The organism is Maribacter hydrothermalis, assembly GCF_001913155.1.
GTDB classification, from domain to species: Bacteria; Bacteroidota; Bacteroidia; order Flavobacteriales; family Flavobacteriaceae; genus Maribacter; species Maribacter hydrothermalis.
In genome coordinates, this window is the sequence record NZ_CP018760.1 from 2,424,223 (window position 1) to 2,442,635 (window position 18,413).

Here is an 18,413-nt window from a genome sequence, read left to right on the forward strand (position 1 = left end):
CAATTCATTTTAACTATTAAGGTATCAGGCTAATTTATCAATTTATATAGCTCTTTTCTCACTTTGTACTGCTAAATAAAAGTTATAATTTTCATTACTATTGAGTGATATCCCTATTTCAATTTTTAAACCAAATTTAATTCAGCTTAAAATGAACGTCTTGTTTCTCTAAAAGTTGTAATAATTCACTTGAGATTTGCACTTTTTGTCGTCTGCTATTTAAATTCACCTTTATTTTTTCCTGCATTTCATATACAATAAATTGAATAGTATGGTCGCCTTTATGGTTGATAAATGTATCTTTTAATCTACGTACATTTTCTTCCTTTAGTTCGGCAATATCTAATTTTATAGTCAATTTACGTGCATAGGTTTCCATGACTTCTTGAAGTAGCATAAAGCTATTAAATTGCATTCTCGGATCTCCTTTTTTGCCAGTGTCTTTATTAATCCAACCATCACGAACAAAAAGCTTTACGTAGGCAAAAGAATTGATCATTAAAAAGTGTCTAAATTTTAGATATTCTTCACCAAAAATTCTAAACTCGAACGAGTCGGTGTAGTCTTCCATGGTAAAGGCCGCCCATCCTTTTCCGTTTTTAGAAACTCTATGCTGTACATCTGTAATAACCCCAGCAAAGGTAAGCTCCCTGTTTACATAAGTGGGTAGATCGCTTACACATGCAATATTTGCATTGCAAAAGGCTTTTATTTCTGTTTTAAAATCATCTAACGGATGACCAGATATGTAAATACCAACGACTTCTTTTTCTCTACGTAGTTTTTCCATTGTTCCCCATTCTTCGCAAGGTGGTACAATGGGTTCAGGAATTTGCACTTCACTGGCATCGCCAAATAAACTTACCTGTGCCGAGTTTTCGTTTTCTTGAAATTTTGCTCCGTACTTAATTACTTTTTCCAAAAAGGTAATTCCGTCTCCCTCATCATGAAAATATTGTGCCCTATGCGTTGTGCCAAAAGAATCGAATCCACCTGCTACTGCTAAATTCTCAAATGCTTTTTTATTGGCAGCACGAAGATCTATACGTTTAGATAAATCGAAAACGGATTTAAAGGCACCTTCTTCTTTTCTGTTTTCTACAATAGTTTCCACTGCTCCGCGACCAACACCTTTTACAGCACCCATTCCAAAACGTACCGCTCCAGCATCGTTTACGGCAAATTTGTAGTACGATTCGTTGACATCTGGCCCTAACACATCTAAGCCCATACGCTTACATTCCTCCATGAAGAACGTAACCTGTTTAATGTCGTTCATGTTATTACTTAAAACCGCTGCCATATATTCTGCTGGGTAGTGGGCTTTGCAATAAGCGGTTTGGTAGGCAATCCAAGCGTAGCAAGTAGAATGCGATTTGTTAAAGGCGTAGGCTGCAAATGCCTCCCAATCTTTCCAAATTTTTTCTAACTTATCTACAGCATGTCCTTTTGACGAAGCTTGCTCAATGAACTTTGGCTTCATTTTATCTAGTACATACTTTTGTTTTTTTCCCATGGCCTTACGCAATACATCGGCTTCACCTTTGGTAAAGTCTGCCAGCTTTTGTGAAAGGAGCATCACTTGCTCTTGGTATACTGTAATACCATAGGTTTCTGCTAGGTATTCCTCACAGGCATCAAGGTCATATATAATTTCCTCGGTACCGTGTTTACGGGCTATGAAACTTGGTATATACTCCATAGGACCAGGGCGGTACAAAGCGTTCATGGCAATTAAATCTGCAAAAACGGTAGGTTTTAACGAACGCATATGTTTCTGCATTCCAGGAGATTCGTATTGAAATACACCAACGGTTTCCCCTCTTTGGAAGAGTTCGTATGTTTTTTCATCATCCAGCGGGAAATTTTCTGGGTCTAGTTGAATGCCATGTTTTGCTTTTACAATTTTAACCGTGTCCTTAATTAAGGTCAGTGTTTTTAACCCCAGGAAATCCATCTTCAACAATCCGGCATCTTCTACGACCGAGTTATCGAACTGCGTACAGTACATTTCCGAATCTTTCGCTAGCGCTACGGGAACGAACTTTGTAATGTCATCTGGAGTAATAATTACCCCACAGGCATGAATACCGGTATTACGAACAGAGCCTTCTAAAATATACGCTTGGTTTAAGGTCTCAGATTCTAGTCCGTCACCTTCAGAAATATTTAAAAGCTCATTTATTTTCTCTAATTCTTCGCTATTGAACTTGTCTTTTAAAACTTTTTCATCGACCCCAATAATCTTTTTTAGCTTAGACATGTTGGGAATCAATTTTGCCATACGGTCTGCATCTCCTAATGGTAAATCTAGCGCTCTTGCTGTATCACGAATGGATGATTTGGCGGCCATTGTACCGTAAGTGATAATCTGTGCCACCTGGTTAGAACCGTATTTTTCAATTACATAGTCCATAACACGGCTACGCCCCTCATCATCAAAATCAATATCAATATCGGGCATACTTACACGATCCGGATTTAAGAAACGCTCAAAAAGTAGGTCGTACTTAATAGGGTCTAAATTCGTAATCCATAAACAATACGCAACGGCAGATCCTGCAGCGGACCCACGACCAGGACCTACGGATACATCCATGTTACGGGCTGCTCTAATAAAATCTTCCACGATTAAGAAATAACCAGGATATCCGGTTTTCTCTATTACTTGCAGCTCAAAATCTAAGCGCTCATCAATTGCCGGTGTAATTTTACCATATCTTTTTTTGGCACCTTCATAGGTAATGTGACGTAGAAATTTATTCTCACCGCGCTTACCACCGTCCAATTTATCTTCTTCAAATTGAAATTCTTCTGGAATATCAAAAGCGGGTAATAGTACATCACGTGCCAATGTAAAGGTTTCCACTTTATCTACTATTTCTTGAATGTTGATGATGGCTTCAGGAATATCCTTAAAAAGCTCTTTCATTTCATCAGATGACTTAAAATAGTATTCTTGATTTGGCAGTCCGTATCGATACCCACGACCACGCCCTATTGGTGTAGCTTGTTTTTCTCCGTCTTTTACACATAAAAGAATATCATGTGCATGTGCATTCTTTTTCTCTGCGTAATAGGTGTTATTGGTTGCGACTAGTTTTATATTGTGCTTTTTAGCAAACTGAATTAATACTTGGTTTACACGTTCTTCATCCTCTTGCCCGTGACGCATGATTTCAATATAAAGATCGTCACCGAAGGTCTCTTTCCACCAAATAAGAGCTTCTTCTGCCTGGTTTTCACCAACATTTAATACTTTACTAGGTACCTCACCGTATAAGTTTCCAGTAAGCACCATAACATCTTCTTTGTACTTCTCAATAATTTTTTTGTCTATCCGAGGTACATAGTATTTCCCATCAACAAAAGCAATGGAAGACATTTTTGCTAAATTCAAATATCCCTTTTTACTTTTGGCGAGCATTACAATTTGGTACCCATTATCCTTTTGTGATTTGTTGGTGTGGTCTTCACAAACTTGAAATTCACAGCCTATTATAGGAGTAATTTCCTGTTCAGGTTCTGGTAATTCGTTTAACGGCTCTTCGCCTTCCTTTAAGGTTCCGTTTTGGGTAGCTTCGTAACGTTTTTGGTTTTCTTCATTTCTAGCTACTACCCCTTTGTTATGGTTCAGCACTCCGTTTACGAAATGAAAAGCACCCATCATATTTGCATGATCGGTCATGGCAACGGCAGGCATTTTTGCCTTTGCTGCAGCAGCTACTAGATCGGGAACACTTATGGTAGACTGTAAAATAGAAAATTGAGTGTGATTATGTAAATGTGCAAAACTTGCAGATTCTAACGTGGCAAGGTTCTCCTTAATTTCTTCTTTTGATGCTCCGCCCGTATCTTTTGCCCAAAGTGCATCGGCTATTTTCTTAGATGCTTTTTTAAGGTTGATGTGTTTAAGCCCAATAAGCTCAATCTCTTTTGGATTCGCCTCAGAGAAATTCTTAAAATAATCAGCTTTTACATCTAACTGCTCAATGGTATATTGCTGCTTGCGTATAAGCTCAAGAAAACAACGTGTAGTTGCTTCAACATCGGCAGTCGCATTATGGGCTTCACCAAAAGGTTCGCCAAACAAATATTCATGTAATTCGGTTAAGGTAGGAAGCTTAAACTTACCACCTCTACCACCAGGAATTTGACAAAGTTGTGCCGTGTGCTCCGTACAGGTGTCTAAAACAGGTAATTCTTGCAATGTATTTTCAACACCCAAACGGTGAAATTCCGCGCCCATAATATTTAAATCGAACCCCACATTTTGGCCAACAATAAACTTTGTTTTGGACATGGCGATCTTGAATTTATCTAAAACATCAGAAAGAGAAATACCTTTTTGTTCCGCTAACTCTGTAGAAATACCGTGAATTTGCTCTGCATCATATGGAATATTAAATCCGTCTGGGCGTACCAAATAGTCTTCATGTTCAATGCATTTTCCCATTTCATCATGCAACTGCCATGCTATTTGTATACAACGAGGCCAGTTGTCGGTGTCGGTAATAGGGGCATTCCAGTTTTTTGGAAGACCGGTAGTTTCGGTATCAAAGATGAGGTACATAGCGAGTTTTCAGTGTGTTCAACGGGGTCAGATGATTGACCTAAAAAGTGTCTATAAAATTACAAAAAAAGGAGGTGTTGGTAAAAGGAGAGTTGCTAGGAGTTATCAACGTTTAATGTTTAAGTATTTATTTGGTAAAATGCTTGCTGAAGATTAACATTATTCAAATTTGTAAATTATGAGCAGAGAGCAAGTGTTAATTGGCATTAAAGTAGGTTAGGTGTAATTTTGAATCTTGTATTTTGGAGTTTTTGAAAACGCTTATTCAAATAACATGAATTCATTGTTGCCAATTCAGCAATTTGAATTATATTTGCACCCGCTTTCAGGTTAGCTTTGCTTTTTGATGGCGAACGAGTTAAAAAACTAGAATTAATAATCAAGGGTCGGGCACCCTACAAATTAATGTGATATGCCAGTAAAAATTAGATTACAAAGACACGGTAAAAAAGGAAAACCATTCTATTGGGTAGTTGCTGCAGATGCAAGAGCTAAAAGAGACGGTAAATTCTTAGAAAAATTAGGTATCTACAATCCTAATACAAACCCTGCAACTATTGAACTTGATGTTGATAGTTCAGTAAAGTGGTTGCAAAACGGTGCACAACCTACAGATACTGCTAAAGCTATTCTTTCTTATAGAGGTGTTCTTTTAAAGCATCATTTATTAGGTGGTGTTCGTAAAGGAGCATTAACTGAAGAGCAAGCTGAAGAAAAATTCAATACTTGGATTTCTGAAAAAGAACAAGCTATTGCTGATAAAGTTGGTGGTTTAGATAAAGTTAAAGCTGATGCTAAGGCTGCTGCATTAAAAGCAGAAAAAGAGGTAAACGCGAAGCGTGCTGCTGAAGCTGCCGCTGCTGCTTTACCAGAAACTCCAGAAGGTGAAAGTGCTGAAGAGGAAGTAGAAGCTGTTGAAGCTGCCGGTGAGCCAGAACAAGCTGTTGAAACTCCAGAAGCACCTGCTGCTGAAGAAGACAAAGCATAATTTTTAAGAAACGATGCGAAAGGAAGATTGTTTCTACCTAGGTACTATCGTTTCAAAATATAGTTTCAAAGGTGAGGTGCTAGTAAAACTAGATACCGATGACCCCGAGATATACGAAAACATGGAATCAGTATTCGTTTCTTTAGGAAACAATCTGGTTCCATTTTTTATTAAAAGATGCCGACTTCATAAATCGAACTTACTTCGTATTGATTTTGAAGAGGTAAAGTCAGAATCCGATGCCGACAGAATAATGAAATCTGGATTGTATTTGCCGCTAAATATGTTGCCTAAGCTCACCGATAATAAATTTTATTATCATGAAGTAGTAGGGTTTACCATGGTTGATTCGGTTCATGGAGATATTGGTATTATACAAAGTATTAACGATACTACCGCACAAGCCTTGTTCGAAGTAGAAAAAGAAGACAAGCAATTATTGATTCCTGTAAATGATGATATCATTACAAAAGTGGATCGCGAAAACAAATGCATTTTTGTAAATACGCCAGAAGGTTTGGTAGACCTTTACTTGTCCTAAAAATTCTAATTGATTTTTCCTTAAAATAGTTTTATTATATTTTTTGGCATAGCTTATTGTGAATTAGACATTTTTTTATTTAAATTTTGTGTCTTTATAGTATTATTAGGCTTAAATGCATCGTTATTGGTCGAAATTTAACTAATAATAGATGGTAAAGTTTGTAAGTTCATGTTTGTATTGTAAAATGCCTACCATGACAAGCAAACTTAAGAATCCATTACTTCAATTTATTACTTCAATTTTTTGTTGTACAATTTTAGTAAGTTGTAATTCCAAAAATGATAAGACCATTGCTTTGAATGATGAAGCTATGGGTAACCAGATTCCTGAAAAAATAGATTTCACTTTTCATGTTAAGCCAATTTTATCTGACCGCTGTTTTATTTGTCACGGTCCTGATAAAAATGCCGTTGAAGGGAATTTTTCCCTTCATTCTCCCGAAGAAGCTTATAGGGCTTTAGGTGAACTAAAAGATCACTTTGCTATAGTGCCAGGCGATGTTTCTAAAAGTGGATTAGTAGAACGAATTAATTCAGATGATTCGAATCTAATAATGCCTCCGCCAGAATCCAATTTGGTATTGGAAGATTTTGAAAAGAAGATTTTGGAAAAATGGATAGAACAAGGCGCTGAATATAAAACGCATTGGGCTTTTATTCCTCCAGCACCACAAAAAGTACCTGAAAATGATAAGGAATGGGGAAATAATGAAATTGATGCTTTTGTTTTAAGTAAGATGACAGAAAAAGGATTGAGACCTAGTTCAAGGGCTAGCAGTGAAAAGCTGTTGAGAAGAATTACGTTTGATCTTACAGGATTGCCACCAACTTTAAATCAGATAGAGAAATTTGTTACTAATCCATCAATAGAAAATTATGGAGAAATTATAGATTCTTTACTGGTGTCCGTTGATTATGCCGAGAATATGGCTGCTGAATGGATGGATATTGCCCGTTATGCCGACACTCATGGGTATCAAGATGATTTTGAACGGACCATGTGGCCTTGGAGAGATTGGGTTATTCACGCATTTAAGGAAAATATGCCATATGATAAATTTGTAACCTATCAATTAGCAGGTGATTTGTTGCCTAATGCAAATCTAGAACAAATATTAGCTACCGGTTTTAACAGGAATCACAAAATAACCGCCGAAGGCGGAGTGATTCCTGAAGAATACCGGGTTGAATATGTAGAGGATAGAAACACTACTTTGGGTACGGCATTCTTAGGTCTTACCTTGGAATGTGCTCGTTGTCATGATCATAAGTATGATCCTATTAGCCAAAAAGAACATTTTCAATTTTATAGTTTTTTCAATAACATTCCCGAGCAAGGACTTTTGGCTAATGCAGCTGATTTACCCACACCATATATTACCGTTACACCTAAAGAAGTAAATGATGTTTTGGGGTTTATAAACCTGCAAAAGAGCTCTTTGAAAGAGGTACCTGTAATGGTTATGAAAGAAATGGATAAACCTAGACCTACGTATATACTAGAAAGAGGTATTTATGATCAATATGGTGAAGAGGTGTATCCTGATACTCCAGAATCTATTTTACCTTTCGATGATTATCCGAAGAATAGATTAGGGTTGGCAGAATGGTTGTTCGAAGATGAGCATCCGTTAACAGCAAGAGTTGCCGTAAACAGACTATGGCAACGTATGTTCGGTAGTGGTATTGTTGCTTCATCTTTTGATTTTGGTAATCAAGGTTCATTGCCTACGCATCCTGAATTACTTGATTTTTTAGCTATAAAATATCGCACAGAAGGATGGGACAATAGAAAAATGCTTAAATATATTGCTATGTCGGCAACCTATCAACAAGACACCAAGGCTACGACAGCGCAATTAGAAAAAGATCCTGAAAATAAATATTTAGCCAGGGCATCTAGACTTCGTTTATCTTCTGAGGCTATTCGTGACCAAGCTTTGGCTTTTAGTGGTCTATTGAATAAAGAGGTTGGCGGACCCAGTGTTAAGCCTTACCAACCAGATGGTATTTGGGAAGAAACTACCGGTGGTGGTGGTGGTAGTACGGCATCGTATACTTTAAGTGAAGGTGATGATGTATATAGAAAGAGCTTATATACTTTTTGGAAGCGTACTGTACCACCCCCAAGTATGATGACTTTTGATAGTAGCTCTAGGGATTATTGCTCGGTAAAACGGCAAGAAACTAATACGCCGTTACAGGCGCTTGTACTACTTAACGACCCACAAATGGTCGAATCAGCAAGAGTAGCAGCCTTGGGAGAAATGGTTACGCATCCTAATTCTGAAAATGAACAGATTAGAACATTATTTTATAAAGCAACTTCAAGATTACCAAATGAGGTAGAAGTGCAGTCGCTAGTTGAATATTATACTGAAATGTTGGGTAAAGTAGAGAGTGGGGAAATTTCGATAAGTGAGTATTTAAGTATCGGCAGAAGTGAAGTGCCAGCTGACTTAAACAAAGAGAAACTGGTGGCGATGACATTAACGGCACACACCATTTTAAATTTAGACGAAACAATTAATAGAGGCTAGTTATGAGCGAAAAGAAAATAGTTGAGGAGCGGTCTCTAATCTTAAACAGACGTTCTTTTTTAGGAAAAGCGGCAATGGGTGTTGGCGGAATAGGATTAGCTTCATTAATTGGTACTAATCTCTTTAGAAAAGGAGAAAATGGGTTATATACTGCAGATAGTGGCCCGGCCGGAGTAAAGGGAGTATTAGATTCCTTACATCATCCATCGAAAATAAAAAGGGTTATTTACCTTTTTCAAAGCGGTGGACCTTCGCAATTAGAACTGTTCGATTATAAACCTCTTTTAAATCAGCGTAGAGGGGAAGATTTACCAGAATCTATTCGTAATGGGCAACGTTTAACAGGGATGACTTCCGGACAGGATAAATTCCCATTGGTAGGCTCTAATTTCGGATTTCAAAGACATGGTAAAAATGGCACATACATAAGTGACCTCTTGCCATATACCGCCAAAATGGTGGACGATATATGTATCGTAAAATCAATGTATACAGAGGCAATTAATCATGACCCTGCGGTTACGTTTTTTCAAACAGGATCACAGCAACCGGGCAGACCAAGTATTGGCTCGTGGTTAAGTTATGGTTTGGGTAGTGAAAATGAAAATTTACCTGCATTTACAGTGTTACTTTCCAGGGGCTCAGGTAGGCCAAATGGTCAACCTTTATATACCAGGCTTTGGGGTAACGGATTTTTACATTCGCTACACCAAGGGGTACAGTTTAGAGCGGCAAAAGATCCCGTTTTATATTTAAATGATCCAAAAGGAACTACGGCAGATGTAAAAAGGTCTATGCTGGATAAATTGGCTGAACTTAATGACCAACATTATCAGGAATCTGGCGACCCAGAAATACAAAGTAGAATTGCCCAGTACGAAATGGCATACAGAATGCAAACGTCGGTGCCCGATGTTATGAATACTGATGGCGAACCAGATTATATCTATAAAATGTATGGCTCAGATGCGAAGATACCGGGTACTTTTGCCGCAAACTGTTTGTTAGCGAGAAGGCTAGCGGAGAAAGATGTTCGTTTTATTCAATTGTACCATATGGGTTGGGATCAACATGATAATCTGCCAGGTGCTATACAAAAACAGGCAAAAGATGTAGATCAAGCTTCTGCAGCATTGGTTGCCGATTTAAAGCAACGGGGTATGTTAGAGGATACCTTGGTAATTTGGGGAGGAGAATTTGGTAGAACAAATTACTCACAAGGCTTACTAACCGATACAACTTATGGCAGAGATCACCACCCTAGATGTTTTACGATGTGGATGGCCGGTGGGGGCATAAAACCAGGAATCGTTTACGGGGAAACAGATGAATTTGGCTATAACGTAGTTAAAGACCCAGTACACGTGCATGATTTTCAAGCAACAATGCTACATCAATTGGGTATTGACCATGAAAAATTCACCTATAAATATCAAGGTAGACGTTTTAGACTAACCGATGTTGAAGGCAAAGTAATCAACGATATTTTATCTTAATGGAGCGAAGAAAATTTATTATAAATACTGTTGCCGCTTCTGCTGGAATATTAACGTATTCTTCTTTAGGTGCCAATATATTGGAATATAAAGATGCCATTATTGGTCACGGTAGTCATCGGTATAAGATAGATTTAAACTGGGGTGCATTGAACCCTACTTATTATCCGGTTAATGATTGCCACGAAATGGTGCAAGATTCTAAAGGTAGAATTTTACTATTAACGAACCACACCAAAAATAACGTTATTGTTTATGATCGTTCTGGTAAATTATTAGAAACCTGGGGTACAGATTACCCTGGAGCACACGGACTAACCCTCAACGTTGAAAATGGTGAAGACTTTCTGTATATAGCCGATAACAATCGTCATGAGGTGATTAAGACCACAATAGACGGTAAGGTGGTTCAGGTGTTTTCATATCCGAAGGAATCAGGTAATTACACGTCGAAAAAACAATATATACCTACCGAAACAGCTATCGCAGCGAATGGAGATCTTTATATTGCCGATGGTTATGGTGCGCAGTATATTATGCGCTACAATGCCAAAGGTGAGTTGCTACAAACTTTTGGCGGTAAAGGTGATGCGGATAACCTTTTTAATAATGCCCACGGAATTTGTATAGATACTAGAGGAGGAAAAACACCGGAGCTTTTGATTACCGCTAGACAGCAAAATAAGTTGAAGCGTTTTACTATGGATGGGGAATTTTTAGCAAGTATAGATTTACCTGGTGCATTCATTTGCAGACCTGTTATTAAAGGTGATAATGTATACTTAGCAACGATATGGTCTGGTGACGGATCTGATGGTACTGGTTTTATTTCGATACTGGATAAAGAGAACAAACTGATTTCTGCACCCGGCGGATGTACGCCCATATATGGAAAAAATGGTTTGGAGCCCATGTATCAATCTATTAAAATATTTACGCATCCGCATGATGTCTGTGTTGATGATGACGATAATTTATACGTAGCGCAATGGAATTCGGGGAAAACATATCCTATTAAATTAAATAGAATATGATCAAACGTAAATTTTATTCCTTATTCGCAATACTCATGTTGTGTCAAGCAGGTTTTTCTCAAAATACAGTATATGCACCGACTGGGATATTTCAATTATCTGACCCACAAATTAAAGTTTCCTCCATATTTTTCGAATCGGATGTTACACTGAATTTTGGACTGGATATGCCAAATTCAACGATAAAATATACGTTGGATGGTAGCTCTGTTGACCAGAATTCAAAGGTGTTTTCTAAACCTTTGAAAATTACCGAAAGTGCCGTGATTAAGACTAAAATGTTTCACCCAGATTATATAGAAAGCGATGAAGTTGAATTAGAAGTGGTTAAAATTGCACAGAAAAGCGCTATTAAGCAAATAGAGGTTCTACCTGCTCCGAGTGAAAAGTATTCGGGTATAGGAGCTAAAGGGTTATATGATTTAAAAAAGGGTAGTGCCCAATTTGGTGGTGATAAGCAATGGATGGGTTTTCAAACGGAAAAAATAATAGCATCGCTTCAGCTTGAAAAAAATATTATTATCAACAAAATTGTAGTGAGTACATTGACCAATCAATCGAATTGGATATTCGCACCAGTAAAAGTTGAGGTGTATCATGATGATGAATTAATCGGCGAAATAACGTTTCCTAAGAGTGAAAAAGAATCTTTGAACAGTGCCACTTTTTTAAGTGTGCCAATTAACAAAGGCGTATACGATACATTGAAAGTGGTTATTTATCCGCTTAGTGAAATACCCCAATGGCATCAAGGAAAAGGAACTACGCCTTGGGTTTTTATAGATGAAATAATTATACAATAGCATGATTCAATTAGGAATACAGATAGGACACCTTCACCCGCTTTTTGTTCACCTGCCCATAGGGATCATCATGCTTGCCTTTATTTTAGAGGTATATGGTAGGCTAAAATCAAAAGACTCTTTCAGTGAAGTAGTAGAATTTACGCTTTTGGTAGCAGGTATTACGGCACTTTTATCATTAGGAACAGGCTGGTTATTAGGTGAGGAAAGCGGTTATAATGAAGATTCCCTTTTTCTACATCGATGGATGGCGGTTGCGTTTACCGTTACCACTGTACTACTCTATTTGGTGAAGCGAAGCAAGATTGTCTGGGTGAGCAAAACCTATATTCCAATGTTTATGTTAGTGCTGGCATTAATAAGTATTACCGGACATTTTGGGGGTAACATGACCCATGGAGAAGATTATCTTTTTAAGGAAAAAAAAGAAAAAATGGTAATCACTAATGTACAGGAGGCTCAAGTATATGCCCAAATTATTCAACCTATTTTAGATGATAAATGTATAAGCTGCCATAATGTAAATAAAGCAAAAGGAGGATTGGTAATGAGTACGGTTAATGACTTGTTAAAAGGCGGAGATACTGGTGGATTATTGGAACCGATCGCTGGTCAAGAAAAATCTTTATTTATTGAACGTGTGCATTTACCTATAGAAAATGAGGACCATATGCCACCAAAAGGCAAGGTTCAACTCACTTCTAATGAAAAGGCTTTGTTACAATGGTGGATAGATAATAATAATTGTTTTGAGTGTAAGGTAAACGAGCTGTCCAAAGAAGAAAAAATAGCGGCTATATTAACTTCATTAGAGCAAGATACTTCTGCCCTAGCTGTGTTGGCAAAAGAGGCTGTAGAAATTCCTAAAGAATGGTTGCAAGAAGTTAGGAATGCTGGTATATCAGTACAAACACTTTCTGGAAAAAATCACTTGTTAATGGTGAATATGGCAAGTATGGATTCCATTACAGAAGATAAAATAGAAGTTTTAGAAGAATACGCCCTTAATATTGTTGAAATGGATTTTGGGTTCAGCAATTTTAATGATGAGCTTATGGGGCAGCTGAAGCCATTTAAAAATTTGCTGAAGTTGAAACTTCAACAGACTAAAGTGACTGATGCTATTGTGGGTAACTTGGATAATTTTCAGTTGCTAGAATCATTGAACCTTTATGGTACTGCCGTTACGGATAAATTGTTGACTAAGTTGAAGGATAATAAAAAACTTCAAAATATTTACTTATGGAATACAGAGGTTACTGCCGATGGTTTGGCGCAGCTTCAGCAAAACAATCCGGAAATTACCATTCAGCAAGTAGGGGCAGACGTGTTCGAAGCAACTGTTTTAGATCCTCCCACAATTATTAGCGATGCTAGTTTTTTTAGTGACCAGCTAAATATTGAAATTGAAAGTCTTTTTGATGATACCGCAATTTATTACACGTTAGATGGTACTTTGCCAACTGAAAGTTCTTTGAAATATGATTCTGGAATTATTTTAACAACGACAGCAAATGTAAAAGCAATTGCAATAAAGAAAGAGTGGGAGCCTAGCTTAATTGCAGAACGTACGTTTATAAAAAATAACATTACTTATAATCATGTAAATCTTCTGACTACACCAAATGAAAAGTATGCTGGTCAAAAAGGAAAAACATTAATGGACAATAAGAGAGGTACAATAAATTTTGTAGATGGTAACTGGTTAGGTTTTGAGGGTAAACATTTAAATGCTATTGTTGAATTAAAAGAGCAAAATACCGTATCAAAAGTGTCTATAGGTGCTTTGTCTGCACCAGCTAGCTGGATATTTTATCCGAAAGCATTTATAGTTTCTGCTTCTAAAGACGGAATTAATTATAAAGAAATAGGCAGAAAAGAAATGGGAGAGGAAGACCCTAATGCAGAAGTTAAACTTACTTTTTTCGATTTAGACGTTGCACCTACCGATGCCAAATATGTAAAACTACAAATACAGAGTCCGTTAAAAAACCCTGCTTGGCATACAAATCCTGGCGGTAAAAGTTGGATTTTTATTGATGAAGTGGTTCTAAACTAAGACGACTATTGTTTAGTTCTTCTAAGTTCTTGAAGTATTACTATCCTGTGTAAACTATTTAGATGGTTGGTGGTTGGGTTTTAACGAATAGAGTTTTAATTGGCGAATATGCCAAGGAATTTCATTTTCTTCTTTTATAGAACTTGTAAGTTTTAGTTTTAAATGGGTTATTGAAATAGGTTCAAAATCTAAATAATAATCTTCATGAGTGCCATTGCCACTATCTAATATTTTCCAGTTTTCACCGTCATTAGAAACAGCTATTTCGTAGGTTCTAGCATAAGTTTGTAATGGTGGTGGTGCGTCTTCCCACCATCCTCTGGATATAGGTTGCGAGTTGAATTTTAAACTAGTAAGTAGTGTACTAGTAGGCAACTCTACTTGGAACCACATACCTTCTTTTTGGTTTTCACCTGTAGTCCATCCTTCAAAATTAAATGCACTTTTTGGCGAGGCAGTTCCTCCTATTCTATTTGGTGCTGTATGACTGGCAGTTACTTTCCAGTTCGGATTTAGAGCTAAAGAGGTTGGCACTGAATTGATTAATTCAGGATAGGTATAGGTACCCTTTTTAGCATTTGTTTTTTTGCGAACGTCAGCTACATATTTTTCATTTACCGGAGATGCATTATTGGATAAATTAGTTCTGATATAGGATGCAATTGAGGCGATCCAATCATCAGTCTGTTCTTTATTTCCTACCATAATGCCAGCGGGATAAGTTTTGCCATCTAATGGCCCTTCTAGTCCGTGGAGAATAGTTTTAATAATGTATTCAGGATGTTCTTGTACCCGTATAGCTCCAGATAATGGTGGCGCCATTACAGTACCATTACCTAACGGAGTTCCTGTGCCGTCATTGCCATGGCACTGAACACATAATTCATTGAAAATTACCTTACCTTTTTTTATTGTTTCTACTTCTGCTGAGGTGTAAAGATTAGAGTTTTCATTACTTCTATTTCCAGCTTTTTCTTTATTTAGGACCTGTGTGCCTACTACCTGTATTCCATTGGCTTTATTAGTATTAATAACCGTGGTAAGTTGCTGTTTATAATTAGGAATTTCCAATAGTTGAACTGTTAAAATGGCCTGTAAGGCGACATTTACATCAGTGTCTTCCATTAGTTTTAAATAATTGCCAGCAAGACTTTTATTACCGGATTTGTACAGTGTTTCACTAGCACGTATAGCTTGTATTCTAATTTTTGGGTTGCTATCGTTGAATAGTTTTTTTAAAACATCTATTTGCAATGCGCCAAGGCCTTCTAGACACCAAAGGGCATGAATTCTGGCTAACGGATTTTTATGGGACAATGCTACCTTCTTTAATTCGGGAACTGTAGTTTGGTCCCGAGAAAGAACAATAAGCTGTTGAGCTTTGTCCCGCCACCAACCATTTGGATGTTCAAGATATTTTATTAATTCATTAGGTTTCTCATCAAACATCCTGGGTTTATTTGTGTCGCGTTCTTTACTTTCATGAGTTATGCGCCAAATTCGCCCCAGCCCTATTACTTTATCTAATTGATATTGCTCTATTTTGGTTCTTAGATAGGTTCCTTTTTGTGCCCATTGACCTTCTTGAATAATACCATGATACATGTCGGTTATATACATTGTGCCATCTGGAGCGGTTGTCATGTCAACAGGTCTAAAAAGCGGGTCTGTAGAACGTAAAAATTCTGATTGTTCTGGTTGATAGACATTGTGTAAAGTGGTTAGACCTTCGGTAACAACTGGGTTTATTTGTCTTACAATTCTAGCTACAGGTTCTCCATAAAAATATTGTCCATAAAGTGATGTGGGTAGCCTATCACCACGATAAATATCGTTACCTGCCGAGCCAGTTACACGATTGGAAGAGCCGTCTGGTTGGCGTACTCTTTTCATTCCTTCTTGTAAATCCGCAATTTTTATTGGAGACCCATAGGGTATTTCAAAGCCTTCGGCAAGCTCATTTTCGACTTCAAAATTTCCATAATGCACAGGAAATTGAAAATGGGAAGGCACACCACTAGCCCCACCTTGAAACCATAATTTACCGTCATCATCATGTGTTACTCCCCATTGTGCTCTATTATATCCTGTTTCTTCACGAATTACACCATTTGGTGTTTCTTTAACCCTAAATGCATTAACAGTACTGTAAAGCCAATTATCCATGCCATAATACATAAATGCCTGTTGGTGTTCTACATTGCCTGATCTGCCATATTTAGTTGTAAACAGTTCTTTTTTATCGGCTTTGCCATCGCCATCGGTGTCAGTGTATTTGTACACATTATCTGCATCTGATTCCATTGATAAAATGCAGTCTTTTCCATAGGGTAAAACAAATCGTGGAAAAATTAGATCATCGACAAAAATAGTACCTGTCTCGTAGATACCATCATCGTCAAGATCTTCCCATCTTGAAATTCTGCTGTTTGGCTCTAATGTGCCATCGGAATCTGCGGTTAGCATATATGTTCTAAGTTCTAAAACATACATTCTGCCATTACCATCAAAAGAAATTGCACCTGGTTGTTCAATTTGTGGTTCGGTAAGTATAGGTTCTATCTTATATCCTTGTGGAAGTAAAAATTTTTTGGCTTGTTCGTCTGGGTATAATGGGAGTACAGGAGCTTTTTCGTCAAGGTCAATTCCGGCCCATTTCTCATCTTCCAAATTAGCATCTTCCGGCAGTGTCATTTTAGGTAGTGAGTCTGACATAGACGCTATTACGCTATCTACAGGATTTGGATTTTTATTGTTTTCGATGCACCCGGTTAATAGAATCATTATAAGGGAGAAACTGAAAAAGGAAAGACGTGTAATTCTATATTTTAATTGGGTTAAAAGCATTGTATTTTTTTTGTTCTTGAATTTATAAAATTAAACTATGATTGAGGGAAAAATTGGTTGTTATTTCTTAACTTAAATGGTTTAAAATGTATAAAATAATGCGTAAACCCATCTTTATTGCTCTACTTTGTTTTTGTCAAATAAGTATTAGTCAAAAGGCGAATACCAAGAAAATTACCTCTCCGAATATTATTTTGATTTTCACTGACGACCAAGGGTATAACGATGTTGGAGTTTTTGGAGCAGATGATATAGAAACACCAAATCTTGACCAAATGGCTAATGATGGTGCAAAATTGACTGATTTTTATGCCGCACAAGCGGTGTGCTCAGCTTCAAGAGCGGCCATTCTTACGGGTAGTTATCCTAACCGAATTGGTATTCATAATGCGTTAATGCCAAATAGCAAAAAAGGACTGAACCCAAAAGAGACCACAATTGCAGAAATGCTGAAAGACAAAGGATATGCTACTGCAATTTTTGGTAAATGGCATTTAGGTGATGCGCAAGAGTTTATGCCAAACAAGCATGGTTTTGATGAGTATTTCGGAATTCCATATTCTAACGATATGTGGCCACTTCACCCACAACAAGGACCTATATTTAATTTTGGCCCTTTGCCGTTGTACCATAATGAAAGTATTTTAGACACACTTACGGACCAAACAAACTTAACAACATTAATTACAGAACGTAGTATTGATTTTATAGATCGTAATAAGGACAACCCATTTTTTTTATATGTACCACATCCACAGCCACATGTTCCTTTGTTTGTATCCGATAAATTTAAAGGAAAGTCTAATAGAGGGCTATATGGTGATGTGATCATGGAGTTAGATTGGTCTGTTGGGGAGATAATAAAATCTGTAGAAAAGAATGGATTAACCGATAATACTATAATTATTTTCACTTCGGATAATGGACCTTGGTTGGCTTATGGCAATCATTCCGGTAGTGCGTTTCCGTTTAGGGAAGGTAAAGGAACCGGTTGGGAAGGTGGACAACGGGAACCTTTTATAATTAAGTACCCTAAAGAGATTAAAGGTGGAACTGTAATAGATGCACCTTTAATGGCAATTGATATTTTGCCCACTTTGGCAGAAGTTACCAGTGCAAAATTGCCCAAGAATATAATTGATGGTAAAAGCGCATGGTCTTTATTAACAGGTAAAACAAATGAGAGTCCGCAAGAAGCATACTTCTTTTACTATAGAATTAATGAATTATTTGGAGTACGCTATGGTAAATGGAAGTTGTATTTTCCTCATAAATATAGAACCATGAATGGTCAAGAACCGGGAAAAGATGGATTGCCCGGGGAATATAAAATGATTGATTTAACTGAAATTGAATTGTATAATTTGGAATCTGACCCTAGTGAAACTAACAATGTGGCAGCAAATTACCCCAAGGTTGTTGAAAAAATTCAAATATTGGCAGATAATATGCGAACACGACTTGGCGATTCTTTAAAAGATATGGAAGGCCTAGAAACCAGATTGCCTGGTATGATTGATTAGCTGAGAG

At 37.2% G+C, this 18,413-nt stretch carries 11 protein-coding genes; 9 read left to right on the top strand and 2 right to left on the bottom strand.

The window, feature by feature from the left end:
* Positions 1-136: 136 nt before the first annotated feature.
* A complete protein-coding gene (dnaE, locus tag BTR34_RS10380; RefSeq protein WP_068481161.1) occupies positions 137-4,573 on the bottom strand; it encodes a DNA polymerase III subunit alpha in 4,437 nt (1,478 codons plus the stop codon).
* Between the two features lie 31 nt (positions 4,574-4,604).
* On the opposite strand from dnaE, the gene BTR34_RS19170 reads away from it, so the two are divergent.
* From BTR34_RS19170 to BTR34_RS10415, 8 genes are all read left to right on the top strand, one after another.
* A complete protein-coding gene (locus BTR34_RS19170; protein ID WP_262493625.1) occupies positions 4,605-4,730 on the top strand; it encodes a hypothetical protein in 126 nt (41 codons plus the stop codon).
* 255 nt (positions 4,731-4,985) lie between these two features.
* Positions 4,986-5,561: a 30S ribosomal protein S16 gene (locus BTR34_RS10385; RefSeq protein ID WP_068481165.1), complete on the top strand. Its 576-nt coding sequence runs from the start codon at positions 4,986-4,988 to the stop codon at positions 5,559-5,561.
* A gap of 13 nt (positions 5,562-5,574) precedes the next feature.
* Entirely contained in the window at positions 5,575-6,102 is a 528-nt protein-coding gene (rimM, locus tag BTR34_RS10390; protein WP_068481168.1) for a ribosome maturation factor RimM, read from the top strand.
* A 196-nt stretch (positions 6,103-6,298) separates the two neighbouring features.
* Complete coding sequence (locus tag BTR34_RS10395; RefSeq protein ID WP_068481853.1) at positions 6,299-8,644, top strand: PSD1 and planctomycete cytochrome C domain-containing protein; 2,346 nt, start codon at positions 6,299-6,301, stop codon at positions 8,642-8,644.
* Between the two features lie 2 nt (positions 8,645-8,646).
* On the top strand, positions 8,647-10,140 hold the full coding sequence (locus BTR34_RS10400) for a DUF1501 domain-containing protein (protein WP_068481171.1): 1,494 nt from the start codon (positions 8,647-8,649) through the stop codon (positions 10,138-10,140).
* Complete coding sequence (locus tag BTR34_RS10405; protein ID WP_068481174.1) at positions 10,140-11,174, top strand: NHL repeat-containing protein; 1,035 nt, start codon at positions 10,140-10,142, stop codon at positions 11,172-11,174. The genes BTR34_RS10400 and BTR34_RS10405 overlap by 1 nt, the downstream gene beginning before the upstream one ends.
* Positions 11,171-11,977, top strand: a complete 807-nt coding sequence (locus BTR34_RS10410; protein WP_082960095.1) for a chitobiase/beta-hexosaminidase C-terminal domain-containing protein — start codon at positions 11,171-11,173, stop codon at positions 11,975-11,977. Before BTR34_RS10405 ends, BTR34_RS10410 begins: the two co-directional genes overlap by 4 nt.
* Position 11,978: 1 nt before the next feature.
* A complete protein-coding gene (locus BTR34_RS10415) occupies positions 11,979-14,036 on the top strand; it encodes an FN3 associated domain-containing protein (protein WP_074472127.1) in 2,058 nt (685 codons plus the stop codon).
* 54 nt (positions 14,037-14,090) lie between these two features.
* Here BTR34_RS10415 and BTR34_RS10420 read toward each other — a convergent pair whose 3' ends face one another.
* Complete coding sequence (locus tag BTR34_RS10420; RefSeq protein ID WP_068481182.1) at positions 14,091-16,820, bottom strand: DUF7133 domain-containing protein; 2,730 nt, start codon at positions 16,818-16,820, stop codon at positions 14,091-14,093.
* A 161-nt stretch (positions 16,821-16,981) separates the two neighbouring features.
* Here BTR34_RS10420 and BTR34_RS10425 point away from each other — a divergent pair, with 161 nt between their 5' ends.
* The gene (locus tag BTR34_RS10425) at positions 16,982-18,406 is read left to right on the top strand and encodes a sulfatase family protein (protein WP_197496118.1); all 1,425 of its coding nucleotides are present in this window, start codon (positions 16,982-16,984) and stop codon (positions 18,404-18,406) included.
* Positions 18,407-18,413: the final 7 nt, after the last annotated feature.

Coding starts and splice junctions, on each gene's coding strand:
- dnaE (WP_068481161.1), bottom strand. CDS start 4,573: ATGTACCTCATCTTTGATACCGAAACTACCGGTCTTCCAAAAAACTGG.
- BTR34_RS19170 (WP_262493625.1), top strand. CDS start 4,605: ATGATTGACCTAAAAAGTGTCTATAAAATTACAAAAAAAGGAGGTGTT.
- BTR34_RS10385 (WP_068481165.1), top strand. CDS start 4,986: ATGCCAGTAAAAATTAGATTACAAAGACACGGTAAAAAAGGAAAACCA.
- rimM (WP_068481168.1), top strand. CDS start 5,575: ATGCGAAAGGAAGATTGTTTCTACCTAGGTACTATCGTTTCAAAATAT.
- BTR34_RS10395 (WP_068481853.1), top strand. CDS start 6,299: ATGACAAGCAAACTTAAGAATCCATTACTTCAATTTATTACTTCAATT.
- BTR34_RS10400 (WP_068481171.1), top strand. CDS start 8,647: ATGAGCGAAAAGAAAATAGTTGAGGAGCGGTCTCTAATCTTAAACAGA.
- BTR34_RS10405 (WP_068481174.1), top strand. CDS start 10,140: ATGGAGCGAAGAAAATTTATTATAAATACTGTTGCCGCTTCTGCTGGA.
- BTR34_RS10410 (WP_082960095.1), top strand. CDS start 11,171: ATGATCAAACGTAAATTTTATTCCTTATTCGCAATACTCATGTTGTGT.
- BTR34_RS10415 (WP_074472127.1), top strand. CDS start 11,979: ATGATTCAATTAGGAATACAGATAGGACACCTTCACCCGCTTTTTGTT.
- BTR34_RS10420 (WP_068481182.1), bottom strand. CDS start 16,820: ATGATTCTATTAACCGGGTGCATCGAAAACAATAAAAATCCAAATCCT.
- BTR34_RS10425 (WP_197496118.1), top strand. CDS start 16,982: ATGCGTAAACCCATCTTTATTGCTCTACTTTGTTTTTGTCAAATAAGT.